General features: G+C 39.2%; 25 protein-coding genes. 17 read left to right on the forward strand and 8 right to left on the reverse strand.

The features are described 5' to 3' along the window. The first annotated feature begins 9 nt into the window (after positions 1 to 9). The 5 genes from smc (at position 10) to MKL36_RS07625 (ending at position 8835) form a co-directional block, all read left to right on the forward strand. Positions 10 to 3459 (forward strand): chromosome segregation protein SMC, encoded by a 3450-nt coding sequence (gene smc, locus MKL36_RS07605; RefSeq protein WP_001239981.1) that lies wholly within the window; start codon positions 10 to 12, stop codon positions 3457 to 3459. Between the two features lies 1 nt (position 3460). Beyond that, positions 3461 to 4498: a cell division protein ZipA C-terminal FtsZ-binding domain-containing protein gene (locus MKL36_RS07610; protein ID WP_000405211.1), complete on the forward strand. Its 1038-nt coding sequence runs from the start codon at positions 3461 to 3463 to the stop codon at positions 4496 to 4498. A 94-nt stretch (positions 4499 to 4592) separates the two neighbouring features. Next, on the forward strand, positions 4593 to 6629 hold the full coding sequence (gene ligA, locus MKL36_RS07615) for an NAD-dependent DNA ligase LigA (RefSeq protein WP_021511499.1): 2037 nt from the start codon (positions 4593 to 4595) through the stop codon (positions 6627 to 6629). Between the two features lie 253 nt (positions 6630 to 6882). After that, complete coding sequence (gene ftn / locus MKL36_RS07620) at positions 6883 to 7347, forward strand: heteropolymeric bacterioferritin subunit Ftn (RefSeq protein WP_001214863.1); 465 nt, start codon at positions 6883 to 6885, stop codon at positions 7345 to 7347. Positions 7348 to 7641: 294 nt separating this feature from the next. After that, the gene (locus tag MKL36_RS07625; protein ID WP_086374028.1) at positions 7642 to 8835 is read left to right on the forward strand and encodes an MFS transporter; all 1194 of its coding nucleotides are present in this window, start codon (positions 7642 to 7644) and stop codon (positions 8833 to 8835) included. A 67-nt stretch (positions 8836 to 8902) separates the two neighbouring features. On the opposite strand, the gene MKL36_RS07630 is transcribed toward MKL36_RS07625, so the two are convergent. Together MKL36_RS07630 and otsB are read right to left on the reverse strand one after the other, a co-directional pair. Beyond that, positions 8903 to 10333 carry an alpha,alpha-trehalose-phosphate synthase (UDP-forming) gene (locus MKL36_RS07630; protein WP_021511497.1) on the reverse strand — a complete coding sequence of 477 codons (1431 nt, stop codon included), beginning with the start codon at positions 10331 to 10333 and terminating at the stop codon, positions 8903 to 8905. Beyond that, a complete protein-coding gene (gene otsB, locus MKL36_RS07635; protein WP_001064775.1) occupies positions 10321 to 11172 on the reverse strand; it encodes a trehalose-phosphatase in 852 nt (283 codons plus the stop codon). The genes MKL36_RS07630 and otsB overlap by 13 nt, the downstream gene beginning before the upstream one ends. Positions 11173 to 11528: 356 nt before the next feature. On the opposite strand from otsB, the gene MKL36_RS07640 reads away from it, so the two are divergent. From MKL36_RS07640 to bioD, 5 genes are all read left to right on the forward strand, one after another. Then, positions 11529 to 12263, forward strand: coding sequence for a hydrolase (locus MKL36_RS07640; RefSeq protein ID WP_000776128.1), 735 nt, complete (start codon positions 11529 to 11531; stop codon positions 12261 to 12263). Between the two features lie 90 nt (positions 12264 to 12353). Next, positions 12354 to 13634, forward strand: a complete 1281-nt coding sequence (bioA, locus tag MKL36_RS07645) for an adenosylmethionine--8-amino-7-oxononanoate transaminase (protein ID WP_000131440.1) — start codon at positions 12354 to 12356, stop codon at positions 13632 to 13634. A 1-nt stretch (position 13635) separates the two neighbouring features. Continuing rightward, positions 13636 to 14793 (forward strand): 8-amino-7-oxononanoate synthase, encoded by a 1158-nt coding sequence (locus tag MKL36_RS07650; RefSeq protein ID WP_000054329.1) that lies wholly within the window; start codon positions 13636 to 13638, stop codon positions 14791 to 14793. After that, positions 14790 to 15539 carry a malonyl-ACP O-methyltransferase BioC gene (bioC, locus tag MKL36_RS07655; protein ID WP_000055881.1) on the forward strand — a complete coding sequence of 250 codons (750 nt, stop codon included), beginning with the start codon at positions 14790 to 14792 and terminating at the stop codon, positions 15537 to 15539. Before MKL36_RS07650 ends, bioC begins: the two co-directional genes overlap by 4 nt. Beyond that, positions 15540 to 16196, forward strand: coding sequence for a dethiobiotin synthase (gene bioD, locus MKL36_RS07660; protein WP_000016601.1), 657 nt, complete (start codon positions 15540 to 15542; stop codon positions 16194 to 16196). Positions 16197 to 16248: 52 nt separating this feature from the next. On the opposite strand, the gene rluB is transcribed toward bioD, so the two are convergent. The 5 genes from rluB to MKL36_RS07685 all read right to left on the reverse strand — a co-directional run bounded on the left by rluB (position 16249) and on the right by MKL36_RS07685 (position 20196). Further along, positions 16249 to 17172: a 23S rRNA pseudouridine(2605) synthase RluB gene (gene rluB / locus MKL36_RS07665; protein WP_021511495.1), complete on the reverse strand. Its 924-nt coding sequence runs from the start codon at positions 17170 to 17172 to the stop codon at positions 16249 to 16251. A 41-nt stretch (positions 17173 to 17213) separates the two neighbouring features. Continuing rightward, on the reverse strand, positions 17214 to 17810 hold the full coding sequence (scpB, locus tag MKL36_RS07670; protein WP_000093856.1) for an SMC-Scp complex subunit ScpB: 597 nt from the start codon (positions 17808 to 17810) through the stop codon (positions 17214 to 17216). Continuing rightward, positions 17807 to 18598, reverse strand: a complete 792-nt coding sequence (locus MKL36_RS07675) for a segregation and condensation protein A (protein ID WP_002040502.1) — start codon at positions 18596 to 18598, stop codon at positions 17807 to 17809. Before MKL36_RS07675 ends, scpB begins: the two co-directional genes overlap by 4 nt. Before the next feature lie 228 nt (positions 18599 to 18826). Beyond that, positions 18827 to 19444: an L-threonylcarbamoyladenylate synthase gene (locus MKL36_RS07680; RefSeq protein ID WP_000902820.1), complete on the reverse strand. Its 618-nt coding sequence runs from the start codon at positions 19442 to 19444 to the stop codon at positions 18827 to 18829. An 89-nt stretch (positions 19445 to 19533) separates the two neighbouring features. After that, positions 19534 to 20196 (reverse strand): elongation factor P hydroxylase, encoded by a 663-nt coding sequence (locus MKL36_RS07685; protein ID WP_021511494.1) that lies wholly within the window; start codon positions 20194 to 20196, stop codon positions 19534 to 19536. A 96-nt stretch (positions 20197 to 20292) separates the two neighbouring features. Here MKL36_RS07685 and MKL36_RS07690 point away from each other — a divergent pair, with 96 nt between their 5' ends. From MKL36_RS07690 to lysM, 6 genes are all read left to right on the forward strand, one after another. Beyond that, positions 20293 to 20853 carry a YceD family protein gene (locus MKL36_RS07690; protein ID WP_001275712.1) on the forward strand — a complete coding sequence of 187 codons (561 nt, stop codon included), beginning with the start codon at positions 20293 to 20295 and terminating at the stop codon, positions 20851 to 20853. 74 nt (positions 20854 to 20927) lie between these two features. Continuing rightward, positions 20928 to 21113: a 50S ribosomal protein L32 gene (rpmF, locus tag MKL36_RS07695; protein WP_000290730.1), complete on the forward strand. Its 186-nt coding sequence runs from the start codon at positions 20928 to 20930 to the stop codon at positions 21111 to 21113. A 152-nt stretch (positions 21114 to 21265) separates the two neighbouring features. Then, positions 21266 to 22252, forward strand: a complete 987-nt coding sequence (fabD, locus tag MKL36_RS07700) for an ACP S-malonyltransferase (RefSeq protein WP_001274817.1) — start codon at positions 21266 to 21268, stop codon at positions 22250 to 22252. Continuing rightward, positions 22249 to 22983 carry a 3-oxoacyl-ACP reductase FabG gene (gene fabG / locus MKL36_RS07705; RefSeq protein WP_000191300.1) on the forward strand — a complete coding sequence of 245 codons (735 nt, stop codon included), beginning with the start codon at positions 22249 to 22251 and terminating at the stop codon, positions 22981 to 22983. The genes fabD and fabG overlap by 4 nt, the downstream gene beginning before the upstream one ends. 84 nt (positions 22984 to 23067) lie before the next feature. After that, positions 23068 to 23304 (forward strand): acyl carrier protein, encoded by a 237-nt coding sequence (gene acpP / locus MKL36_RS07710; protein WP_001279871.1) that lies wholly within the window; start codon positions 23068 to 23070, stop codon positions 23302 to 23304. 189 nt (positions 23305 to 23493) lie between these two features. Continuing rightward, the gene (lysM, locus tag MKL36_RS07715; RefSeq protein ID WP_000522216.1) at positions 23494 to 23967 is read left to right on the forward strand and encodes a peptidoglycan-binding protein LysM; all 474 of its coding nucleotides are present in this window, start codon (positions 23494 to 23496) and stop codon (positions 23965 to 23967) included. Between the two features lie 46 nt (positions 23968 to 24013). On the opposite strand, the gene MKL36_RS07720 is transcribed toward lysM, so the two are convergent. Next, a complete protein-coding gene (locus MKL36_RS07720) occupies positions 24014 to 24781 on the reverse strand; it encodes a hydroxymethylpyrimidine/phosphomethylpyrimidine kinase (protein ID WP_001247940.1) in 768 nt (255 codons plus the stop codon). 97 nt (positions 24782 to 24878) lie between these two features. Here MKL36_RS07720 and MKL36_RS07725 point away from each other — a divergent pair, with 97 nt between their 5' ends. Continuing rightward, complete coding sequence (locus MKL36_RS07725; protein WP_000985172.1) at positions 24879 to 25553, forward strand: HAD-IA family hydrolase; 675 nt, start codon at positions 24879 to 24881, stop codon at positions 25551 to 25553. The last annotated feature ends 29 nt before the right edge of the window (positions 25554 to 25582 follow it).

Raw genomic sequence — 25582 nt, forward strand, 5'->3', positions numbered from 1 at the left:
TAGGGCATTATGCGTTTAAGCAGTTTAAAACTTTCCGGCTTTAAATCTTTTGCAGATAGTACAACTTTAAATTTTAAGGCGAACCGCACAGCAGTGGTTGGTCCAAATGGTTGTGGCAAATCCAATGTTATTGATGCGATCCGCTGGGTGATGGGGGAGTCAAACGCTCGTCAGCTGCGTGGTGGTAGCATGCAAGATGTTATTTTTACCGGAACATCCAAGCGTAAGCCAGTTGGTGTTGCCAGTGTAGAACTGCGTTTTGACAATACCTATGGCAAATTAGGTGGAGCTTATAATGCTTATAATGAGCTCGCAGTTCGTCGTCAGGTGACCCGCGAAGGTAAATCTGAGTATTTCTTAAATGGTACACGTTGTCGCCGCCGTGATATTACTGACATTTTCTTGGGCACAGGGTTAGGGCCACGCTCTTACGCAGTCATTGAACAAGGCATGATTAACCGCTTGGTTGATGCCAAGCCAGAAGAAATGCGTATTTTCATTGAAGAGGCGGCAGGTGTTTCCCGTTATCAGGCGCGTCGCCGCGAAACCTTGCAGCACCTTGAACATACGGAGCAAAACCTTTCACGCTTGGAAGATATTGCGCTTGAGTTAAAATCACAACTTAAAACGCTTAAACGCCAGTCAGAAGCAGCAGTTCAATATAAAACATTAGAAAGCCAGATTCGTACACTCAAAATTGAAATTTTGTCTTTTCAGGCAGAGAAAAGTGTACGTCTACAAGAAGAATATACCGTTCAAATGAATGAACTGGGGGAAACTTTTAAATTAGTTCGTTCAGAATTAAGTACGATTGAACATGATTTAGAATCTACCAGTGCTTTATTTCAGAGACTTATTCAGCAATCTTCACCGTTACAACAAGAATGGCAACAAGCTGAAAAGAAACTGTCTGAATTGAAAATGACTCTAGAGCAAAAACAAAGTTTATTTCAGCAAAATAGTACAACTCTCGTTCAGTTAGAACAGCAAAAAGCCCAAACTAAAGAACGTTTACAGCTTTCTGAATTGCAACTCGAAACACTGAATAGCCAGTTAGAAGAGCAAACCGAAGCTTTAACTGCAATTGAGCATACAGCAGCTGAAGCAGAGCAAAGTTTTGCCGGTTTACAATCACAGCAACGGCAAGCGCAGCAACAATTTGAGCAAGTAAAAGCTCAGGTTGAAAAACAACAACAGCAAAAAATGCAAATGTCTGCTCAAATCGAGCAATTAGGCAAAAATGTTCAGCGCATTGAACAGCAAAAAGAAACGCTGCAACATCAAGCAAACCAGATCCAATCGCAAGTACACGAAGATGAACAAGGCGAGCTTGAGCAATTACAGCAGCAGCTTTGTCGTGAAATCTCAACGCTAGAAGCTGAAATTGAGCAGTATGTGCAGCGTATTGAACAAGCTCAACAAGCGCATCAGGTAAATAAAAACCAGCAGCAAACGTTAAAAACAGAAATACAGGTTTTATTATCAGAGCAGAAAAACTTAAGCCAGCTTGTTGCTAAACAAAGTCCAAAGCAAAACCAAGATACGCTACGTTTAATGCAGGCTCTAGAGTTAACAGAGCAGGGCAAACCACACGCACAAATTATTGAAAAGTTTTTAGCAAAATGGTTACAGGCACATATTGTTGAAACTGAACAAGCCTTTCAGGAAGGAATTGCTCGCCAGTTAAAGCCTTCAGAGCAATCAAGCAAATTTAAGGGGAACCTGACTTGCTTGAATGATTGGATTGCATCGCCACAGCTATCAATATTCTCGAATGTAGCGATTGCACAAGATTTATCTCATGCTTTAAATGAACAAAAGCAACTGCAATATGGCCAGTCTATTTTGACTTTAGATGGTTATCATGTCGGGCAAGATTGGGTAATTGCTCTTATGTATGATGACGAAAGTCAAAGTGCGCAAGGTATGCTCAGTCATCGTATTCGTCTAGACGAAATTGAACAAGTTCTTCAAAAGCAGCAACCAGAATTACAAGCATTAGATCAAATTATAGTTCAGCAAAAAGATGAGCTAGGACAGTTACAAGTTGACCTACAGCAAAAACAACAAGTCATTAAACAAAAACAAAAAGACTTGCAACAGCTTGATGTACAAATTGCCAAGCAACAAACCGCAGCACAAGCATTTTTATTGCAAAAACAGCAATTGAAAGATCAACTCGCTCAATTAGATACGCAGCTTGAAGAAGATGCGATGCAAAAAGATGATCTTGAAATTGATTTGCATGCATTGGCAATGAAGCTCGAAACTATTTTACCTGACTATAAAACTTTGCAATTTCAGGTAGAAGAATTAACAGAGCAGCTTGAAGAACAGCAACAAGTCTTACAACAGCAACAACAAGAACGTGAGATTTTACGCCGTAATAGTACGCAGACAACTCAACAGATTGAGCTGCTTGAAAAAGATATTTCGTTCTTGCAGAGCCAATATCAACAAATTACAGCGCAAATGGAACAGGCGAAAAAGTTTGTTGACCCTATTCAGTTAGAGTTGCCAAACCTTGAGTCAGAGTTTCAACAACAGTTTGCTCAAACCGAAAAGCTGCAAAAGACATGGAATGAATGGCAGATTGAGCTTAATAGTGTCCAAGAGAAGCAACAAACGCTTACAGACCAACGCCATCAATACCAACAGCAAGATGAAAAGCTTAGAGAGCAGCTTGAAGCCAAACGTTTAGCATGGCAAGCCGCCAAGTCGGACCGTGAGCACTATCAAGAACAGCTCAAAGAGTTAAATGCCGAGCTTCAAACGGGCTTGAAAATAGATTTAACTGAACACCAGCAAAAACTAGAAAAAGTACAGAAACAGTTTGAAAAAATCGGTGCAGTTAACTTAGCTGCTTCACAAGAGTTTGAAGAGGTTTCTCAGCGTTTTGATGAGTTGAGCCACCAGATTCAAGACTTGGAAAATACGGTAACTCAGTTAAAAGATGCGATGAAGAGCATTGACCAAGAAACCCGTAAGTTGTTTATGTCGACTTTTGATCAGATTAATCAAGAGTTACAAAATCTATTTCCAAAAGTTTTTAATGGTGGTGAAGCCAGTTTAAGTCTTGAGGATGATTGGCAATCTGGGGTTAAGCTCATGGCGAGACCACCGGGTAAGAAAAACAGTTCTCTAGCATTACTTTCCGGTGGAGAAAAAGCGTTAACAGCGTTAGCATTAGTATTTGCTATTTTCAGGTTAAATCCGGCACCGTTTTGTGTACTTGATGAAGTGGACGCCCCACTCGACGATGCGAATGTACAGAGATATTGTAATTTGGTAAAAGAGCTTTCTGAACATGTACAATTCATTTACATTACACATAATAAGCTGGCGATGACCATGGCAACTGACTTGTTGGGTGTAACCATGCCTGAACCGGGTACATCAAAATTAGTCACTGTCAATTTAGAACAGGCAAAAGAATACGGGTTAGTTTCGGAGTCATAGAATGGAAATCAATACGATTATTGGCATCGTTGTTGCCATTATTATCATGCTAATTGGCTTAAGAATGATTTTAAAAAAGCCGAACCATGCTGAACCCTCGCTAGACAGTGATTTGCATATTAATCCTGAAAGTAATCAACCGGTTATCCCTCGTCATGTACGAGATCAACTTGAACAGCCAGAAGTTACTGTTGCGTCAGCAGCCGTTGCTGAACGAGTGGAACCAACTTTAAGCGAGCCAGCACAGTCAGAAGAAAAGGGAACAAAAGAACTAGAACAGGCTTCACAAGCTCAAACAGTCCAGACACAAGTACCCGTTGAAAATACGCCAGTAGAAGTAGAAGAAGTTAAAGCTGAAGAAAATACTGTTAGCCCAACTGTAAGTGAAAATAGTTCAGTTGAGTTAGTTGATACCGTTTCTGCTGAACCAGAAGTTGTTAGCTCATCAGAACCAAAAGTTGCAGAAGGGCAACCGAAAACTGAGCCGGAATTAAGCTTAAATCCAAATATCGAAACTGCTGAAATTGCTGAGTTTGAAGGTGAAAGCAACATTCTTGATGTACATTTACATGAGCAGCAGCGTTTTGATGACGAAAGTGCGTTAGCAATGGCTGAGCAGATTATCGCATTAAATGTATATCCAAATCCGCGCCGTGCGTTATCGGGTGATAAAGCACTGAAAGTGCTTTTAAAATATGGTCTACGTTACGGTGAAATGTCTTGTTTCCACCGCTATGAAAATACCGATGAGCCGAGTGCATTGATGTTCTCTGTATTGCGTATGACTGATAATGGTCCTGCTGGTTTCGATTTAGAAACTTTATCGACTGAGCAAGTTCAAGGTTTAGCATTTTTCCTTGCACTTCCAAACAGCAAAGCTGTTACCGGTTTTGACATGATGACCAGTATTGCAGGCCTTATTGCTCGTGAAATTGATGGTAAGGTTTATGATGAAAATAACCTTGAATTTACGCCACAGTTAAAAGAACATTGGCGCCATCATGTGATTGATTATCGTCCAGCACAGGCAACAGCCTAGTTTAAATTTTTGGTATAGGTTGCGATAATTGCAATATATCTAGTCGCAGCTCAGGGTGGAGAAATTTCCACCCTTTTTTATGGTGAATAAAATAATGGCAATAACTTCCGTGATCGAACAGATGCGTCAGCTTATTCAACTGATTGCAAAGCATAACCATGCCTACTATGTCATGGATCAGCCGACAATCTCGGACAGTGAATATGATCATTTATTTCATCAGTTAAAAGCTTTAGAAGAACAATATCCGGAATTTGTACAAGCCGACTCACCAACAACGAAAGTAGGTGGTCAAGCGCTTTCAAAATTTGAGAGTGTGACACATGTGGTGCCAATGCTTTCACTTGGTAATGTATTTAACCAAGAAGACTTATTTGCATTTGCACGCCGTGTAGAAGAGCGACTTCCGAACCAGAAAGTACAATATGAAGTTGAGTTAAAACTCGATGGCCTTGCGATTTCACTATGGTATGAAAATGGTGTACTCGTTCGCGGCGTAACCCGTGGGGATGGCGAAACGGGTGAAGACATTACTCAAAATATTAAAACCATTCGTAACTTACCTAAAGTTCTGCATTCAGAAAAATATGAAATACCTCGTCTACTTGAAGTACGTGGCGAAGTATTGATGCCAAAGTCTGGTTTTGAAAAACTCAATGCTGACCAAGAAGCAAAGGGAGAAAAAACCTTCGCTAACCCTCGAAATGCAGCCGCAGGAAGTTTAAGACAACTTGATCCAAATATTGCTGCTGCTCGACCTTTGGCATTTTATGCGTATGGGATTGCACAGTGTGAACCAAATCATGGCCTGACAACCATGCATGATAGCTTGCAATGGTTAACGGAACTTGGGTTCCAAATTGCTGAGCGTCAGTACTTGTGTAATTCAATTCAAGAAGTACAGCAGCGCTATGAGCAAATTCAGCAAGAGCGTCCAAACTTGCAAGTTGAAATTGATGGCATGGTGGTGAAGGTTGATGACCTAAAACAGCAACAGCAGCTTGGTTTCTTAAGTCGTGAGCCACGCTGGGCAACTGCTTATAAATTCCCGGCACAAGCTGCATTAACTACAGTTGAGCAGATTGACTGGCAAGTAGGGCGTACAGGGACTTTGACCCCTGTAGCACGCTTAAACCCTGTTTTCGTGGGTGGTGTGACTGTTTCTAACGTAACGTTGCATAATATTGGGGAAATTCATCGTCTAGATGTACGTATTGGCGATACGGTAAGTGTATATCGTACGGGTGATGTAATTCCTAAAGTAGAAAAAGTTTGGCCGGAGTTCCGTCCTGCTGAAGCAGAAGTTGTTCATTTACCAGAGTCGTGCCCAGTATGTGCTTCGCCTGTAGTGATGCCAGAAGGTGAGGCTCTTGCACGTTGTTCAGGCGGTTTATATTGTGCTGCACAGCGTATTGAAGCCATTCGTCACTTTGTATCGCGTAAAGCGATGGATATCGAGGGTTTGGGAGATCGTTGGGTAGAATCTTTATTACGTCTCGATTTACTTAAAGATGTTGCTGATATTTACCATTTGCATGAGCACAGAGAAACTCTGTTGGGCATCGAAAAAATGGGAGAAAAGTCAGTACAGAACTTAATAGATGCGATTGAAGCAAGTAAGAAAACAACACTAGCACGTTTTATTTATGCATTAGGTATTCGTGGAGTAGGTGAAACAACGGCTAGAATGTTAGCAAATACATTCCAGACGCTTGAGGCTCTTAAAGCTGCGAATGTAGAAGCTTTAAAGAAAACCCCAGACGTAGGGGATATTACAGCAGAGTGGATTGCTGACTTTTTCTTGGCACCACATAACATTGAAGTACTCGATCGTTTAATTGCCGCAGGAATTCATTGGGATGCGCCAACAGCACCAACGCGTCAGCCTTTAAATGGTGAAAGCTGGGTACTTACAGGTACATTAGAGCAAATGACCCGTGATCAGGCCACTCAAATGTTACAAGCATTAGGTGCACGAGTAAGTGGGAGTGTTTCTAGCAAAACGAAATGTGTAGTTGCTGGTGAGAAGGCGGGTTCAAAATTAGAAAAAGCTGCAAAGTTAGGTATTCCTGTCATGAATGAAACAGATTTCTTATCACTCATGGCAGGCTATGGGCAAACTTTGAGCTAAAAGGTTAGCGAAATAAGAACCATTGATTTTAGTTACAAATTTATAAATTGATGGTTTTTGCCATATTTGAACGCTTGTCTGAGCTTATAAATCGGACAAGCGTTTCTTTTTGCAAAGGAAATTTAAATAACTTAAACTGCAAATGCGTATATTTCTCATTTTAATTTGATAAAAATCATAAACTTAACTATTTTTTGTTTTGCAATCATTTTTAAGTTTGCCCATAATAGACTCATACGATAGGAGATTTATTATGCGTGGCAATCCAGAAGTCATAGACTATTTAAATATGCTCATTGGCGGAGAGTTGGCTGCCCGTGATCAATATTTAATCCATTCTCGTATGTATGAAGATTGGGGCTTAAACAAGATTTATGAACGTATTGACCATGAGATGCAAGAAGAAGCGTCTCACGCCGATGCGATTATTCGTCGTGTATTATTTTTAGGTGCCAAACCAAACATGCATCGTGAAGATATCAATGTTGGTACAGACGTTGTATCTTGCTTAAAAGCCGATTTAGCACTTGAATATCATGTGCGTGAAAAATTAGCGACAGGTATTAAACTTTGTGAAGAAAAAGGCGACTACATCAGTCGTGACATGTTACGTCAACAATTATCAGATACTGAAGAAGACCATACTTATTGGCTTGAAAAACAGTTGCGTTTAATTGAACTGATTGGCCTACAAAATTATATCCAGTCTCAAATTTAATGATTTGAAAAACCCAGCTTAGGCTGGGTTTTTTATTGGCTTATTTTAATAAAATGAAGTCACCGTTTAAATGTTAATTCTGCCAAATTGAATATATTCAAAGCCTTACTACATAAGGCTTTGGCAGTTACAAAAAAGTCAGAAAATTTGTATCAGACCCCATGTTTTTTTTGTGGAATTGGATATAATTTCGCCAACAAAAACCCTTGCCTAGAAATTTAATGAGGCAAGGGTTTTTCTATGGGGAATCGGTTGGTATGGATCGCCAATGGTTTTATGGTGAGCTTCGCGTATATGTTATTTTCCAAACCTGCTGTTTTAGATACAGCTACTCTCTTAAGTACACAACGATTAGCAACTCGTCTTAGCTTTTTTAGCTTGGGCTTTGCGATATCTGCATGGGCACCACTTATTCCGTATGCTCAGCAACGTTTAAACCTAAATCATGCAAATTTTGGTTTATTGCTGCTTTGTATGGGAATCGGCTCAATGATTGCTATGCCTGCGACTGGGGCTTTAGTTAAGCGTTGGGGATGTCGTCCATTAATTGCTGTGGCGACCATACTCTTGATGGTATTACTACCAAGTTTAACGATCTGGCATAGTCTTGTATCGATGGCTGTAGCGTTATTCATTTTTGGTACGGCAGCAGGTAGTCTTGGCGTTGCTATTAATTTACAAGCAGTTGTGGTGGAAAAGCACAGCTTACGTGCGCTCATGTCTAGTTTTCATGGTATGTGTAGCCTTGGCGGTTTAATCGGTGCCATGCTTGTCACTGCACTATTAGCAATTGGCCTTTCACCACTCATGAGCACATTGTCTGTAGTCATGGTTTTATTGGTGGTGAGCTTTGTTGCCATTCCATCTGCCTTAACAACATTTGAGCAAGATGAACAAGGTGCAGCGGAAATAACTGACACGCCTAAAAAATCTTCACGTCCGAACGGTACGATCCTTTTGATTGGGATGATGTGTTTTATTGCCTTTTTGTCAGAAGGTGCGGCAATGGATTGGGGTGGTATTTATTTAACCAGTAAATACCAGCTTAATCCTGCCTTTGCTGGGCTGGCTTATACTTTCTTCGCGCTTAGTATGACAAGTGGTCGTTTTGCAGGGCATATCTTGTTAAAACAGTGGGGTGAGAAAACTATTGTGACTTATAGTGCAATTGTCGCTGCTCTTGCTATGGTCACTATTGTGATGGCACCTGTTTGGCAAGTTGTCGTATTGGGTTATGCACTTTTAGGTTTAGGCTGTTCTAATATTGTACCAGTCATGTTCTCTCGTGTTGGACGCCAAAATGATATGCCTAAAGCAGCGGCACTGTCTTTAGTGTCAACGATTGCTTATACAGGTTCATTAAGTGGCCCAGCCTTAATTGGTTTGATTGGCCAGTGGACTAGCCTAACCACCGTCTTATCAGGAGTGGCGGTTTTATTAACCATGATTGCTATACTCAATCGCTTTACTCTTGTGAAGGCCAAGTAATTTAAGCTTGCTTACCAGCCGCGGAACATCGAGAAAAACATCCTCGATGTTCCCTAAGCTTAAATTATTATAAAACATGGTAAGTGGGTTGATACTTTTCTTGTAAGGACAACTTAGACTTTGTGAATGTCGGAGAATTTTCTAAATCCTTCAAGAAATTATTTCGCCAATCGCTCAGGTCAGTAGCTGCTAAACCTCCTATTAACTGTTCATAACGATTAATACGTTCAGCTTTTGACATCTCTAGAGCCGTTTTTAAAGAATCCATCATGGCTGCTCTATCTAATGGATCAACAATCAATGCTTGAGTCATTTGTTCAGCTGCACCGGCATATTTAGATAAAATCAGCACACCTGGGTTCTCTGGATCTTGAGCTGCAATATATTCTTTTGCGACCAAATTCATACCATCACGTAATGAGCTAATCCAGCAAATGTCAGAACGACGATAAATATGCATCAAGCTGTCATGTTGAACTGTGTCGAAGCAACAATCGATAGGTCGCCAATCTTCATGAGCAAACTCTTCATTAATCAGTTCTAATTTGGCCTTAAAGCGTTGGTATAAGCGTTGATAGGCCGGAATATCTGTACGTGAAGGCGTTGCAACTTGAAGGTGACGTACCAATCCATGATATTCAGGATTAGTTTCAAGAAAGGTTGCAAATGCATTGAAACGCTCAAGTAAACCTTTTGAATAATCAATCCGGTCAACCCCAATAATTGTTTTTTGACGTGGTATATCTTCAAAGTTAAATACGTATGAGGTATGAAAGGCCTGTTGTGCTTGGCGCTGAATAAGCTCTGGTTGAACACCAATAGGATAGGACTTAATCAAGATTTGACGTTTTTTATAACTGATTCTGTCGCTTAGTATTTTTTGAGCTTCAAGTAAGCCCATACAGGTTTGCATACAGGTGTTCTGATCGGTTTGAGTTTGTAAACCAATCACATCATATTGGCAAAGATCTTGGACCAACTGTAGTGCAACTGGGATCTTGCGCCAGATATTTAAGCTTGCGAAAGGAATATGCAAAAAGAAACCGATTTTATTTTGCATACCTAATTCACGGCAATGACGAGCTACGCTGAAAAAGTGATAGTCATGCACCCAAATAAGATCATCAGGCTGAGCAATCTGTTGTAATTTTTCAGCAAATAAACGATTGACCTTTTGGTAGGTATTATATTCTTCTGCATTATATTCGATCAGGTCATCCCGATCATGCATGGCAGGCCATAATACTTTATTGGCAAAACCACAGTAGTACTGTGCATATTGCTGATGTGTAAGAGGGCAGGTAATGTAGTCGATCCCATGAGAATATGCCTGATCGAATTCAGGCGCTTCAGTATCGGTAATTTGCTGACCATTCCAGCCTAACCAAATGCCGTTACTATCATTTAATGCGTCTTGTACAGCTACTGCAAGGCCACCTGCTGAAGCCTTACCCGATGGCATACTAATTCGATTCGATAACACGATTAATTTAGACATATTTGTTCTCCATTCTGATCTTGACTATTTTTGACGTATAACTTTTTTATTTTTTCTAGGAAGAAAAAAAGAAAATTAGAAACACTATTAATATCTTTTAATCTATATTGAGCTTCTGTTTCACCAGAACCTACTTTAATTGAAGTGCCAAGCTGTTGATTAATAAAAATGAAACCTGATTCATCCGTTAAATCATCTCCTATAAATATAGGATGAATTAACGGTAAATTAAGGTGGTTTAATACTGTTTGTATTGCTTTACCTTTATCTGCCTGTTTAGGTAATAATTCAACGACAAATTTTCCTCTATTTAATTTTAATTGAGGATAAAAATATTTAATTTGTTGCATAATATAAATTGCATTATCTTCTAATTCTGGGTTTTTTCGATAATGTAAAGCAATAGAATGCCCTTTATCCTCAATTAATAAATCGGGATATTTTTCACAAGAATTTATAATATCTTCTTTTAATTTTTGAAAATTAATATCGCTTAAATCTGGGCGAATATAAGTATCAGAATCAAAATAAATATCTAAACCATGTAAGCCCGCTATAGGTAATTCAATAGACTGAAGTAGCTTACTTGCTGTTTCAACATCACGTCCTGTTACAGCAATCACCGGTATATTTAATTCAATAATTTTTTTTATAACTTCTAAGGTAGTATTTGGAATAAAACTATGCTCAGGATGAATTTGAAATGGAGCTAATGTTCCATCAATATCCAGAAATAAACAATAATTTTTATCTGTAGGTAAGGTATTTATAATATCATTGGGTGTAACAAAATATGTATCTTTTTCTCTCCCATCAGATATTATACTTTGATTGTTCATATTTGCCTGCCCATATTTTTTTGATCAATATTTAATCTTCTAACATTAAAATGAATTGATGAGTCATTTTTTTTAATAAAAAAACATAAGTATTAACATTAATTACATTGCATAATGGATTTATGGGTGAAGTGTGGATTATGTTGTTTTTTGATTTGCTTCAATGTTTAGATAATTAAATTTTTGTATATTTCATATAAATATTTTAGGCCTTATTTATCAATATATTTCAGAATATTTAACAGCTATAAATAGTTGATTTTACTTTTTTGAATTCAATTTTTATATTGATTTTAAAAGATATTTTAAATTGATATTAATATATAATTTCCATAAATTTGTCTTTGAGCGTGCATATGAAGTTACAAAATAAAATTTTATTGATTACAGGTTGGGGAGTAGGAATAGAACCTTTGCAATCGTTAAAATTAGGTTTAATGAAAGCTGGGTATGACACGCAACTTATTAATATTTTTAATGTTTTAGATGGTGGCTTTCACGAGCAGCTTGATTTTTTAACTGATATTGAGGTGGTTGTAGGTTGGTCTTTAGGTGGACAGTTAGCAACATACCTGGTTGACTTTTTTTATAAACAAACGGGCCAAACTAAAACGTTAATTACGCTTGCTTCTAATCCTTGTTTTGTGGCTAATACCTCGTGGCATACTGCTATGCCTGCTGATGTATTTAGTCAATTTAAAGCGTCCTTTTTACAGAATCCCCAAGCTACTTTAAAACGTTTTTATTATTTAATTACACTTGGCTCATCTCAGGCAAAACAAGATTGGCTTAATGTACAAAACATAGCAAATCCGCCCTCAAATAAACTGTTGTTAGAAGGTTTGAAAATGCTTGAGCAGCTAAATTTGGTAGATAACTTGAAAACCTATTCAGGTCGACAGCTTCACCTGTTTGCTGAGCAAGATAATGTCATTCCTTGCAAGATTGTTGAAAATTTTAAAGATATAGTGACAGAAAACATGAGTTATAAGCTAATAAAAGATGCTACACATGCTTTTCCCTACTTACAGGTAGAGAGAACAATTGAAGAAATCTGCCAATTTTTAACAATTCATCAGCAAAGTTCATAAGCTTTGGTTGATCTCGCAATTTTCTTTCATTCTTAACAGGTTTAACATGTGCTAAATGAAAGATTTGATTGCTGTAAAAGGGTATAGAGGATGACCGATAATTTTGATTTGGAACATATTTGGCATCCATATACTTCAATGACCCAACCTTTACCCACATTTAAAGTGAAGCGTGCCTATGGGGCAACGATTGAACTTGATGATGGTAGAACTTTAATTGATGGTATGTCATCTTGGTGGTGTGCAATTCATGGCTATAACCACCCTGAACTTAATCAGGCAGTGACCGACCAGCTACAAAATATGTCTCATATCATGTTTGGCGGTTTAACTCATGATCCTGCTATTGAACTTGGCAAAATTCTTTTAAAAATTACACCGCCGAGTCTCGATAAAATTTTTTATGCAGACTCAGGTTCAGTTGCCGTTGAAGTTGCTTTGAAAATGGCTGTGCAATTCTGGACAGCACAAGGCCAGCCACAAAAAACAAATTTTATTACTACACGTTCTGGTTATCACGGTGATACATGGAATGCGATGTCTGTTTGTGATCCAGTGACAGGCATGCATCAGATTTTTGGTACCAGCTTACCGAACCGTCTTTTTGTAGCAGCTCCGCAAACCAAATTTCATGAGGAGTGGAACCGAGAAGATATTGCCGAGTTAGAGCAAGCTATTCAGCAAAATCATGAAAACCTTGCTGCACTGATTATTGAGCCGATTGTCCAAGGGGCAGGAGGCATGCGCTTTTATCACCCTGAATATTTACGTCAGGCTAAAGCGCTTTGTGAAAAATATCATCTGTTGTTAATTTTTGATGAAATTGCCACTGGTTTTGGCCGTACAGGTAAGCTCTTTGCTTGGGAACATGCTCAAGTCGAGCCGGATATTATGTGCCTAGGTAAAGGGTTAACAGGCGGTTATATGACTTTGTCTGCGACCTTAACGACAAAGTATGTAGCAGAAACCATTAGTCGCGGTGAGGCTGGGGTATTTATGCACGGCCCAACTTTTATGGCCAATCCACTCGCTTGTGCCGTTGCTTTAAAAAGTACGCAATTATTAATTGAGCAAGATTGGCAGGCCAATATTAAGCGAATTGAGCAACAGCTTAGCCAATATTTAATGCCTTTAAATCAGCTTGATTATGTTGCTGATGTACGAGTGCTCGGTGCAATTGGTGTGGTAGAACTCACCTTTAATGTCGATATGAAAACTTTACAGCAACAATTTGTAGAGCGTGGAATCTGGATTCGTCCTTTTGGAAAATTAGTTTATGTCATGCCGCCTTATGTCATCACTCAACAAGAGTTAAGTGACTTGCTCGAACAGTTGGTTGAAGTAGTTAAAACGATGCAGGGGGCACATTAAGATGTCATTGCTCGATCATTTTGCTACAGAGTTAGATGAGTTAAAACGACAAGGTAATTTCAGACAATTTACCCAAAATGTGCAGCATGGCCGTTTTATTACAATTCAAAATAAAACGATGCTCAATTTAGCTTCAAATGACTATCTTGGGTTGGCAGCTGATATTGATCTTCGCCAAGAATTTTTAGATTGCTATCCATTAGAACGTAGCTATTTTAGTTCTTCATCTTCACGTTTATTAACGGGCAATTTTGATGAATATGAACAGTTGGAAAATAGCCTAAGCCAAGCATTTGGTGGTCGGGCGGCTCTATTATTTAATAGTGGCTACCATATGAATATTGGTATTTTGCCCGCTGTTGCTGATAGTAAAACTTTAATTCTGGCAGATAAGTTAGTTCATGCCAGTATGATTGATGGGATCCGTTTGTCTGGTGCCCAGTATGTGCGGTATCGACATAATGATTTACAGCATTTAGAGCAACTTCTACAAAAGTATCATGATGATGACCAGATTGAACGAATCATTGTGGTCACGGAAAGTATTTTTAGTATGGATGGCGATGAAACAGATTTAACCGCTTTAGTCCAGCTTAAAAAACGCTTTGCTAAAACCATGTTATATGTCGATGAAGCGCATTCAATTGGCGTACGTGGACAGCAGGGTTTAGGGTGTGCCGAACAATATAATGTAATTCAGGAAATTGATTTTCTAGTTGGTACCTTGGGTAAAGCGCTAGCAGCAGTCGGTGGTTATATTATTTGCCATCCAATTATTAAAGATTATCTCATTAATAAAATGCGCCCGCTTATTTTTAGTACTGCTCAACCTCCGATTGTTATGGCTTGGGCAAATTTTATTTTTCAAAAAGTATTAAACGCTCAATCTCAACGTAAACATTTAAAAAATATTAGCCAATATCTTCAACAAGCAGTGGTGCAAAAGGGGTATGTGAGTCCATCGACTAGCCATATTATTCCAGTGATTGTGGGAGAAAGTCAGGCTGCTATCGATAAGGCGAAACAGGTTCAGGAAAGCGGTTTTTATGCCATGCCTGTACGTCCACCAACAGTACCTAAAAATAGTTCGCGTTTGCGCATTTCCTTAACATCAATGGTTGAGCAACATGAACTTGAAGCCTTGGTGAGTTTCCTGTGAGTTTGAATAAAAATTTGGTTGCCCAACGTTTTGCTAAAGCAGGGCAAAGCTATTCAAAGCATGCAATTGTCCAAAAACAAATTTGCCAAAACTTAACGAACTTACTAAAGCAATTTTGTCCAAGCACGATGTCACGTGTCTTTGAAATTGGTTGTGGTTCTGGCAATTTAACTCGTCTGCTTGTTGAATCTTTTCAAATTGAAGATTTAGTTTTAAATGATTTGTATGCAGAGGTGCAACAGCACTTTAATCATGAAGAACATGTGAAATGGTTAATTGGAGACGTTGAAACCTTAGAACTCCCTCAGCAGCTCGATATGATTGTTTCCGGTTCAGCTTTGCAATGGATGCAAGATTTACCACGGTTACTTCAACATTGCGATGCTGCTTTAAATGAGCAAGGCTGGCTATGCTTTTCAACATTTGGTCCTAAAAACCTCATTGAAATTAAAGAGTTAACTGGACAAGGTTTAAATTATTGGAATCTTGAAAATTGGAATAGTGCCTTAACTCAGGCTGGTTTTGAGATTTTGCATTTGGCACAGTCAGAAACTCAGCTTTATTTCGATTCGCCTAAAGCTGTGTTGCAGCATTTAAAAGCAACAGGTGTAACAGCAACTGCTCAGCATCGTTGGACTAAGCAATCTTTACAGCAGTTTTATCAAGATTATGACCGGTTTAAGCACACCGAGGGGTACTCCCTAACATATCACCCGATTTATTGTATTGCCCGGAGAATGAAGTAAATGAGTGGCCAGATCTATTTTGTGAGTGGGATTGATACCGAAATTGGTAAAACCTACGCGACAGGTTTCTTAGCAAAATTATGGACTGAGCAGGGTAAAAAAGTAATTACCCAAAAACTTATTCAAACAGGTAATGCTGATATCTCTGAGGATATCCAGAAGCATCGTGAAATTATGGGGCAAGGTTGGTTTCAGGAAGATCATGACAAGCTGACTATGCCGGAAATCTTTAGTTATCCTGCTTCACCTCATTTAGCAACGCGTCTTGATAACCGAGAGATCGATTTTCAAAAAATTGAGAATGCGACTCAAACATTGGCTGAGCGTTTTGAAATTGTATTGTTAGAAGGTGCAGGTGGCTTAATGGTACCCTTAACCACCAGTTTACTTACTATTGATTACGTTGCTCAGCATCAGTTTCCTGTTATTTTGGTGACGTCTGGTCGTTTGGGGAGTATTAACCATACATTGCTTAGTCTCGAGGCACTTAAGTCACGTGGTCTGAAATTAAAAGCTTTGGTTTACAACCTAAAAGATGAATCAAAAGATCCATTAATCTCTCAAGATACTTCAAATTATTTGAAGAACCATTTAGCCATTCATTTCCCTGAAGCTGAGTGGATTGAACTAGCAAAAATGAATGAATTAAAAAATTAGGCCATAAAAAACCGCTCTAAATTGAGCGGTTTTTTTGATTTAAAAGCTTTACTTAGAACTTTTTAAATCCACGTTTAAAACCAGTCGATTTGCGCTGATTACCTGTGTTAGCTGGTGCTTCTTTTTCATCATCACGACGTTGCTGACGTAAGTAACCACCACGGCGTGCTGCCATTGGCTTTTCTGTCATACGTTCGGTGCGACGTTTTGCCATACCAAATAAGCCTGTACCTTGACGTGGTTTTAACTCAACAGATTTTGCCAAGTTATCGATGTCAGTTTTGTCGAGTTCCATCCAGCGACCAGTACGTAATTCGCGTGGTAAAATGACTGTACCGTAGCGAGTACGCAATAAGCGGCTTACTTTAAGGCCTTGTGATTCAAAAATACGGCGTACTTCACGGTTACGGCCTTCTTTCACTACAACTTGATACCAGCGGTTAATACCTTCACCACCAATTTCAGAGAAAGATTCGAATTTGGCAGGGCCATCTTCAAGCTCTACACCATTGACCATGTTTTGACGTAATTGTGGTGTTACTTCACCCATTACACGTACAGCGTATTCACGTTCAATTTCATTAGATGGATGCATTAAGCGGTTAGCAAGCTCGCCATCGTTTGTAAAAAGTAATAAACCTGTACTGTTAATATCTAGACGGCCTACCATTACCCAACGGTCATTTGCAATTTGTGGTAAATGATCAAATACGGTTGGACGCTTTTCAGGGTCATTACGTGAACAGATTTCACCTTCTGGTTTATAATAAATCAGTACACGACGACGAATTTCATCTTCGATCTGGAACTGAACTTTACGGCCATCAATGCGTAATTCATCGCCTGGTTCAATGCGCTCGCCAACTTGGGCAACGCGGCCGTTCACACTCACGCGTCCTGCGGCAATAACCTCTTCCATATATCGGCGAGAACCTAATCCGATTCGCGCTAATACTTTTTGCAATTTTTCACTCATGACAGCACAACCTTAGACATAATGATCAACAGTCCACCTCTTTATGACTTCGGTGCATTTGCATCGAGAGCCATAAATGCTTCCTTGGCGTTCTGCAGGGGAGGCAATTGGCCTAGAGAGGCTAGACCAAAAGCATTCAGAAATTGAGGCGTTGTAATTAGCAACGCAGGTCTTCCGGGTAAATCTCTAAAACCGGCTTCTTTAATCCAGTTCCAGTCAAATAGCGTTCTGAGAATCTGACTATTATTAGATACACCACGAATTTGTTCAATATCAGCACGTGTGACCGGTTGATGATACGCAATGACAGCCAACGTTTCTAGTAATGATGGTGACAGTTTTGTTGGTCGCTCTGGCCAAATCTGCGCAATGATATTGCGATATTTGGATCTTACCTGAAAACGAAAGCCCTGCGCAGTTTCAATCAACTCAATGGAACGGCCATGTTGTAAAAGGGCAAGCTGTTGTAAAAGCTGACGAAGCTGTTGTTTGTTATATTGATTATTAAATGCTTCTTTTAAACGGGCAATTGAGACAGGCGCTTCACTAGCAAAAATAATGGCTTCAAGCTGTAATAAAACTTCATGATGAATATCGGCTAATGACAAATCATTATTATTTTGTTCAAAACTGCTCATATTGAAGACCCTTGAATAGCTAGTGGAGCTTCAACTCCTGTAGCAATAATCTTAATCTTTTGTTGTCGGGTCAATTCTAAAACAGCCATAAAAGTTACAACCATTCCCATACGGCCTTGTTGGGGATTAAGTAATTCTTTAAAACTTAACACGTCGCCTGACTCTAATTTCTCTTCAATATAAGCAATACGTTCTTCTAACAGTACAGGCTCTTGCGCAATTGTGTGTGTTACAGGTTCCGGACGGTTAAATACACAGAACAAAGCATCGTGTAATGCTGAAACATCATATCCTTCATAAACAGGTGCAATATGACCTAAGCTTACATTGGCACTGAATGTATCACGGTCAAGAACTGGCATTTGGCCTAAACGTTCAGCGGCTTGTTTAATGCGTAAATAAGTTTCAAGTCGATCGATAAGATCTTGTTTAGGATCTTTTTCGATGCTTACTACAGTAGGCTTAGGTAAAAGTAAGCGAGATTTCAAATCAGCCAATAAAGCAGCCATGACCATATAGTCGGCAGTCAGCTCAATATTTAAGGATTTCATGCTATCCATATAAGCTAAATATTGAGTGGCAATAGGGGCGATATCGAGCTGAACTAAATCAAAACCGTTTTTCTGAATCAGATAAATTAAAAAGTCGAGTGGTCCTTCAAACTGTTCGAGTAAAATCTCAAAGGCAGCCGGAGGAATATAAAGATCTTCAGGAATCGTGTCGTGCCACTCATCTAAAACACGGATGTGTGGAACGTCTTCCATGGATTGATGAAGTGATTGGTTCATTACGATTATAAGCCACGCGAATTTTCAAAAGCATGAGACTTGTTTTTCAAGTCAATAATAGCTGTAGCAGAAGAACAGCAGATAGTGAGAAGCATTCTAAAGGAATTGTGACTTTTAATAAATTGCTTAACGACTAAAGTGTAAAAAAAATCCAAACTAAATAAAGAGTATTTTTTTTCTTGATAATGCTTTTTTTTAAACTATTGGTAAAAAATGAAAAGTAAGTGCTTATTCAAAAGCACTTACATCACCGACACCACGACGAATAATTTCAGGATGCTCACCTGATAAATCAACAATACTCGTAGTTGTTAAAGTACCAAAACCGCCATCAATAAAGACATCAATACGCTTAGCTAATTGATTTTCAATATCGTAAGGATCATCTAGTGGATCTTCTTGCCCCGGTAAAATTAATGTGCTGGTGAGTAAAGGTTCACCGAGCTCTTTTAATAAAGCCTGACAAATTGGATTGCTTGGAATACGTAGACCAATCGTTTTCTTTTTAGGGTGCATTAACCTGCGTGGAACTTCGCTGGTTGCCGGTAAAATAAAAGTAGTGATGGCTGGTGTATTTGCCTTTAATAAACGGTACGTCGCATTATCAACTTTGGCATAAGTCGCGATATCTGATAAATCGCAACACATAATTGCATATTGATGCTTAGGACCTAAACCACGAATCTGGGCAATCCGTTCCATCGCATTTTTATTACCAATCTGGCATCCGATTGCATAGGCAGCATCAGTAGGGTAGACCACAACGTCTCCGGCACGAATACGCTCAACCGCTTGCTCAATGAGGCGTTGCTGTGGATTTTCAGGATGTACATGTAAATGCAGCATATTTTAGAGACTCCATCACGCCATTATTAAAAATAGTATTAGACCTTTCAAACTTGTGAAGCAAGTAACTTACGTAGTTTTTTTGTCATTTAATCAAGGAGTTCACGTTTAAATTCATTTAATTTTAATGCTGCACCTGCTCGCGTACATTGGCAAATACATTCAATGAATCTTGCTGCATCGGTAGGCAGCTTTGCTTCACCAGAAAAGTAACGTTGAACTTGGGCATAAACATTATCTTTAAACTTTCTGCCATCTCCACCATCGCCCGTAAGGTTATCTAGCGAGACTCTGAATTTTCTGCCAAAAGACTGTGCAAATAACCATTCAATGGCTTGAGGTTTGATTTCTACTTGTTCAAATAAATCTTGCTGTTCTTTAGTTCTGCCATCTGGCGCATACCAATAACCTAAATCGGGTAATAGGCGACGTTTTGTACCTGCAATCGTCCAATGGCTAATTTCGTGAAGAGCACTATTGAAAAAACCATGAGCAAATTGAATTTTCGCTGGCTCATGATCGTTCGCTGGGAAATATTCTGGTTCAAATTCTCCACGAACTAATGTCACATTATGGTGGGAAAACCAGTGATTAAAGTGTAAAATAAGCCAATCAACTTGCTCAGACTCTAATTTTGAGCTTGGCCATGGTGAGAGTTGCACCACGTCAGGTAAAAGAGGGTTCTGGTGGGTTGAATGGGTGCAAACGAGTAATGAAGTGTTAACTTCAGGTTGCGGCTGCAACAGGTGCATTGCTTAATTTACCCCGAGTTCTGTCTAAAGAAGTACAAAATTGTATCTTAATCTTTGACAGAGTACCGATGAATTTGTAGAATTGCCGCCTTAATTATGTCAGCAAATACCTTTCCGGCACAGATTGAGCCGTTTAAATGGGCTGAACAAGGCTTTACATGGTCAGGTCAACTGCCATTGTCTCGCTTTGCTCGTATTGCTCGTGAAGCTGTTGGGTCAATTGATAACCAATTGATCAACATAGACTGTAAGCTATCAATGGATGCCTATCATCGCATTGTGTGGTTAGATGGTCACATGGAAACAAAAGTTCCAATGGAGTGCCAACGTTGTTTGGAACCTGTTGAAATGCCAATTGTTTCTGACTTTCATATTGCACTTGTAGATGATGAGTCACTGATAGAGCGCTTGGATGAGGATGCTGATTTCATCGTTTTAGGTGAAAGTGAGTCTTCGACAAAAGGTGATTTTGATACACCTGCCTCGATCAACTTACTCGCATTACTAGAAGATGAACTGTTATTGTTGATGCCTTTATCTCCCAAGCATGATGCTTGTGAACATAAACATCAACCTACCATTCAGAACGTTGTCGAAGAGAAACGGGATAATCCGTTTGATGTTTTGGCAGGTTTGAAGGGTAAACTTAACTCATAATTTGTGTTATGATTATGGGATAAGACAACTGAATTTGTTCTGATCCATTTTTTCGATCTTTGTAAGGAGCCATCATGGCCGTTCAGCAAAACCGTAAAAGTCGCTCTCGCCGTGACATGCGCCGTTCACATGACGCTTTAACCGAGAATGCATTAACAGTAGACCAAGCAACTGGTGAAACTCATCGTCGTCACCACGTGACTAAAGACGGTTTCTACCGTGGTCGCCAATTATTCGCTAAAGCAGCTGATGCTGAATAATTGCATGATATGCATTAAGCGTGATGCTTAAGTATAGAAAAAATGGGAGCGAAAGCTCCCTTTTTTTGTTGTTTTTCGCAATTATAAATATACAAATTAAATGTTAAATTTCCGCTCCAGAGAAATGAGTGAAAACCCAAAAAGGATTTCTTATGTCTGCTAAACGTCTTGAACAAGTAGCTTTAGCCACAAAAACTGCATTTGTGTTTCCAGGTCAAGGTTCACAAAAAGTTGGTATGCTCGCTGAACTCGCAGAACAGTTTAGTGGAGTTGGGCAAACTTTTGCCGAAGCTTCAGACGCGCTAGGATTTGATCTTTGGCACATTGCACAAAGTGGTGAAGGTTTAGACCAAACAGAAAATACCCAGCCTGTATTATTAACTGCCAGTATTGCTTTATGGCGTTTATGGTTAGATTTAGGTGGTTTAGCCCCTAAATACCTTGCAGGTCACTCTTTAGGTGAATACAGCGCTTTAGTTGCAGCAGGTTCAATGAGTTTGGCGGATGCAGTTAAGTTAGTTAATTTGCGTGGAAAACTCATGCAAAATGCTGTTCCTCAAGGGGAAGGCGCTATGGCTGCTATTCTTGGTTTAGCTGATGATAAAGTAGTTGAATTGTGCCAGAGCGTGTCTGCATCAGGCCAAGGTTCAGTTGAAGCAGCAAACTATAATTCACAAGGTCAAGTTGTGATTGCTGGTAGTACTGCATCTGTACAGCAAGTTATGGCATTGGCAAAAGAACAATCTGCTAAAGCAATTGCTTTACCGGTTTCTGTTCCATCACATTGTTCATTGATGAAGCCGGCAGCAGAAAAATTTGCAGAAGCTTTGGAACAAACTGCCATTGAGCTACCTACCATTCCTGTAATACAAAATGTCAACGCGGAAATTGCTACCGATGTTGCTCAATTACGTCAGGCTTTAACAGCACAATTGTACCAGTCTGTACAATGGACACGTACCATGCAGTCTCTACAAGACCAAGGTATTCAGTACATTGTTGAGTGTGGCCCAGGTACAGTATTGAGTAATCTCGCAAAGCGTTTACCAAATATTGAAAAAGCTTTTTCTATTGATAGTAAGAGCAAAATGGAAGATGCCCTAAATGCTGTTTTAGTGGCAGAAGGAAAAATTGCATGACACAAGAACGCAAAGTTGCATTAGTAACGGGCGCGAGTCGGGGCATTGGCGCTGCAATTGCCCAGCAACTTATTCAAGACGGTTATTTTGTCGTAGGTACTGCGACTTCTGAATCTGGTGCACAAAAGCTAACTGATAGCTTTGGTGAACAAGGTGCAGGTTTGGCTCTCGATGTGCGTAATCTCGATGAGATTGAAGCAGTCGTGTCTCATATTGAACAGAACTATGGTCCTGTACTTGTTCTCGTTAACAATGCAGGTATTACGAAAGACAATTTGTTGCTTCGTATGTCGGAAGATGATTGGGATGACATCCTCAATATCCACCTTAAAGCCGTTTATCGTTTATCTAAACGTGTACTTAAGGGTATGACGAAAGCACGTTTTGGTCGCATTATTAATATCAGTTCTGTTGTAGCTCACTTTGCAAACCCAGGCCAAGCGAACTATTCTGCTGCTAAAGCAGGTATTGAAGCATTTAGCCGTAGTCTTGCAAAAGAGATGGGTAGCCGCCAAATCACTGTAAACAGTGTGGCACCAGGTTTTATTGCAACAGAAATGACAGATGCACTTAGTGAAGACATTCGCAAAAAAATGAGTGATCAAGTGGCTTTAAATCGCTTAGGCGAGCCACAAGATATCGCAAATGCGGTGAGTTTCCTTGCAAGTGATAAAGCAGGTTACATTACCGGTACGGTATTACATGTAAATGGTGGTTTATACATGGCCTAACGCCGATGTATAAACTTTTAAAAATTTTTATATTCAATTAAACTAGTGGCAAATCAAACGCCACAAGCAATGAGGAGAATTCCTGTGAGCGATATCGAACAACGCGTTAAACAAGCGGTTGCAGAACAACTTGGTCTTAAAGCTGAAGAGATTAAAAACGAAGCATCTTTCATGGATGACTTGGGTGCTGACTCTTTAGATTTAGTTGAACTTGTTATGTCTTTCGAAAATGACTTCGACATCACTATCCCTGATGAAGATTCAAACGAAATCACTACAGTTCAATCTGCAATTGACTATGTAACTAAAAAACTTGGTTAATTCGCATATTGCTGATTAAAAAAGAAGGCCACCGTAAGGTGGCTTTTTTTATACGAGTAAGATAATTGATGAGATACATATTTTTACAAGATCAACCTCAATTGATAGCAGAGGTGTCTCTTTTTTCAAGTATAACAATAAGGGTCAGTTTAATGACTTTACTATAAACAATAATATGAGGACTAAATAATGGGTCTTTTTGATTTTGTAAAAGGTATTGGTAAGAAAAATACCGCACCAGCAGAACCACAAGCAGCTCCAGCAACACCAGCAGAACCTTCTGCACAAGAAATTGCGAATAAATTATTGGGATTGATTAAAAGCTTAGGCCTTGGGGTGGAAGGCTTATCTGTAACATATAATGGCTCAACTGACACTGCTATTATTAAAGGGCAAGTCCAAAGCCAAGCAGATAAAGAAAAAATTATTCTTATTGTGGGCAATGTGGATCATGTGGCACAAGTAGATGACCAGATGACTGTTGCAACTCCTGAGCCAGAAAGCAAATTTTATACAGTGAAATCTGGCGATAATCTTTCAAAAATTGCCAAAGAGTTTTATGGTGATGCCAATCAATATCAAAAAATCTTTGAAGCGAATAAACCAATGCTGAAAGATCCAGATGAGATTTTTCCAGGACAAGTTTTACGTATTCCTCAGTAATAGGAATATAAAAAAAGGCGCTTAAAGCGCCTTTTTTATTTATTGGTTAAAACCGTTTTGGAATCTTTTGTCCATTGGGTACAGGTGTTTCAGCATTTTTTAACACACCAAATAACCATGTTTCTGCATGTTGAACTGCAATTTTTAAAGAGTCACCTAGAGCTAAACGACCTGCAATAAAACTCGCTAATGAACAACCTGAGCCATGATATTCACCTTCAAGGCGCGGACATGTACTACTTGCTGCAAGCTCGCCATCAATATATAAACTATTTTTAATAAAGTCAGGTGTGTCTTCATGTCCACCTTTCACCAATACGGCCTTGGCACCCATTTCAAATAACTTTTGGGTTGCTTGATCTAAGTCGGTAACGCCTGTTAAAGCGCGCAATTCAACTGTATTTGGAGTAATGAGTGTCGCTAGAGGAATAAGCTCCACAAATGCTTTAACTAAAGTTGCTTGGTCTCCTAACGAACCGCCACTGTTTGCAACTAAAACAGGATCAAGTACATATTGATAGTCAGGATGAGCACGTAAAAATTCGGCTAGAGCCGCAATATTATCGGTAGTGCCTAGCATGCCAGACTTAACACATTTAATGGGTAAATCGCCTACAACAGCATTTGCTTGGGCTAATAATAGTTCTTTTGAGGTTGCTTCGAAGCCAAATACTTGTTGAGAATTCTGAATGGTGAGGGCTGTACATGCAATTGCTGCATGTGCACCACTTTGTCCAATCGCTTCAATATCGGCTTGTAAACCTGCACCACCTGAAGGGTCTAAACCCGAGAAACAAAGTACGGTTGGACGCACGGTTATTTCCTTTTCAATTTAAATTTACGTTAGTATAAGAGAGTTTAATTAAACTCTCGACCAATTGAATTAAATACTTTACTGGGTTAGTGATTGAATGGCTATAAAACATATTTTGATTGATTTAGATGGAACCTTAACAGACCCTAAAGTTGGTATCCATACATCAATTCGTTATGCAATGGATAAGTTAGGTTATCCATTAGCTGCCGATTTAAATATTGATTGGACGATTGGCCCACCTTTAAAAGCGTCATTAGCAAAATTATTAGCTACTCAAGATGATGCACTAGCTGAGCAAGCTTTACTTGCTTACCGTGAGCGTTTCTCGGTGATTGGTTTATTTGAAAATGAAGTATATCCATCTGTTGCGGAAACACTTAAGGCCTTAAAAGCAGAAGGGTATCGGTTGTTCGTTGCTACTGCTAAACCAACGATTTATGCAAAACGAATTTTAGATCATTTTGATTTAAGCCAATATTTTGTACAAATTTACGGTAGTGAATTAACGGGTGAGCGGACCAATAAAGCTGAGCTTATCCATTATATTCTTGAACGTGAGCAATTAAACCCAGAAGAATGCTTGATGGTGGGTGATCGTCAATACGATGTTTTAGGTGCCCGTCATAATGGTATTGAAGCGGTAGCTGTGACTTATGGTTATGGGACACCAGAAGAACTTACTCAAGCACAACCTAAAGCAAAGATTACAAAATTTTCTGAACTTTTAGATTATGTTGAAGAACAGGCCGCACAAAAGAAAGTTTCTTAAATTTCAAGAATTATAATTTAGAGGTTTGA

Source organism: Acinetobacter sp. AOR12_HL (genome assembly GCF_027855275.1).
Lineage (GTDB): Bacteria > Pseudomonadota > Gammaproteobacteria > Pseudomonadales > Moraxellaceae > Acinetobacter > Acinetobacter baumannii.

Bases quoted from the DNA above. Each gene is read 5' to 3' on its own strand.
- MKL36_RS07640 (WP_000776128.1), top strand. From the start codon at position 11,529: ATGAAGTTACAAAATAAAATTTTATTGATTACAGGTTGGGGAGTAGGA.
- MKL36_RS07650 (WP_000054329.1), top strand. From the start codon at position 13,636: ATGTCATTGCTCGATCATTTTGCTACAGAGTTAGATGAGTTAAAACGA.
- smc (WP_001239981.1), top strand. From the start codon at position 10: ATGCGTTTAAGCAGTTTAAAACTTTCCGGCTTTAAATCTTTTGCAGAT.
- rluB (WP_021511495.1), bottom strand. From the start codon at position 17,172: ATGAGTGAAAAATTGCAAAAAGTATTAGCGCGAATCGGATTAGGTTCT.
- lysM (WP_000522216.1), top strand. From the start codon at position 23,494: ATGGGTCTTTTTGATTTTGTAAAAGGTATTGGTAAGAAAAATACCGCA.
- bioD (WP_000016601.1), top strand. From the start codon at position 15,540: ATGAGTGGCCAGATCTATTTTGTGAGTGGGATTGATACCGAAATTGGT.
- scpB (WP_000093856.1), bottom strand. From the start codon at position 17,810: ATGAGCAGTTTTGAACAAAATAATAATGATTTGTCATTAGCCGATATT.
- otsB (WP_001064775.1), bottom strand. From the start codon at position 11,172: ATGAACAATCAAAGTATAATATCTGATGGGAGAGAAAAAGATACATAT.
- ftn (WP_001214863.1), top strand. From the start codon at position 6,883: ATGCGTGGCAATCCAGAAGTCATAGACTATTTAAATATGCTCATTGGC.
- rpmF (WP_000290730.1), top strand. From the start codon at position 20,928: ATGGCCGTTCAGCAAAACCGTAAAAGTCGCTCTCGCCGTGACATGCGC.
- bioA (WP_000131440.1), top strand. From the start codon at position 12,354: ATGACCGATAATTTTGATTTGGAACATATTTGGCATCCATATACTTCA.
- MKL36_RS07625 (WP_086374028.1), top strand. From the start codon at position 7,642: ATGTTATTTTCCAAACCTGCTGTTTTAGATACAGCTACTCTCTTAAGT.
- MKL36_RS07690 (WP_001275712.1), top strand. From the start codon at position 20,293: ATGTCAGCAAATACCTTTCCGGCACAGATTGAGCCGTTTAAATGGGCT.
- MKL36_RS07685 (WP_021511494.1), bottom strand. From the start codon at position 20,196: ATGCACCTGTTGCAGCCGCAACCTGAAGTTAACACTTCATTACTCGTT.
- fabG (WP_000191300.1), top strand. From the start codon at position 22,249: ATGACACAAGAACGCAAAGTTGCATTAGTAACGGGCGCGAGTCGGGGC.
- ligA (WP_021511499.1), top strand. From the start codon at position 4,593: ATGGCAATAACTTCCGTGATCGAACAGATGCGTCAGCTTATTCAACTG.
- MKL36_RS07680 (WP_000902820.1), bottom strand. From the start codon at position 19,444: ATGCTGCATTTACATGTACATCCTGAAAATCCACAGCAACGCCTCATT.
- fabD (WP_001274817.1), top strand. From the start codon at position 21,266: ATGTCTGCTAAACGTCTTGAACAAGTAGCTTTAGCCACAAAAACTGCA.
- MKL36_RS07725 (WP_000985172.1), top strand. From the start codon at position 24,879: ATGGCTATAAAACATATTTTGATTGATTTAGATGGAACCTTAACAGAC.
- MKL36_RS07610 (WP_000405211.1), top strand. From the start codon at position 3,461: ATGGAAATCAATACGATTATTGGCATCGTTGTTGCCATTATTATCATG.
- MKL36_RS07630 (WP_021511497.1), bottom strand. From the start codon at position 10,333: ATGTCTAAATTAATCGTGTTATCGAATCGAATTAGTATGCCATCGGGT.
- MKL36_RS07675 (WP_002040502.1), bottom strand. From the start codon at position 18,598: ATGAACCAATCACTTCATCAATCCATGGAAGACGTTCCACACATCCGT.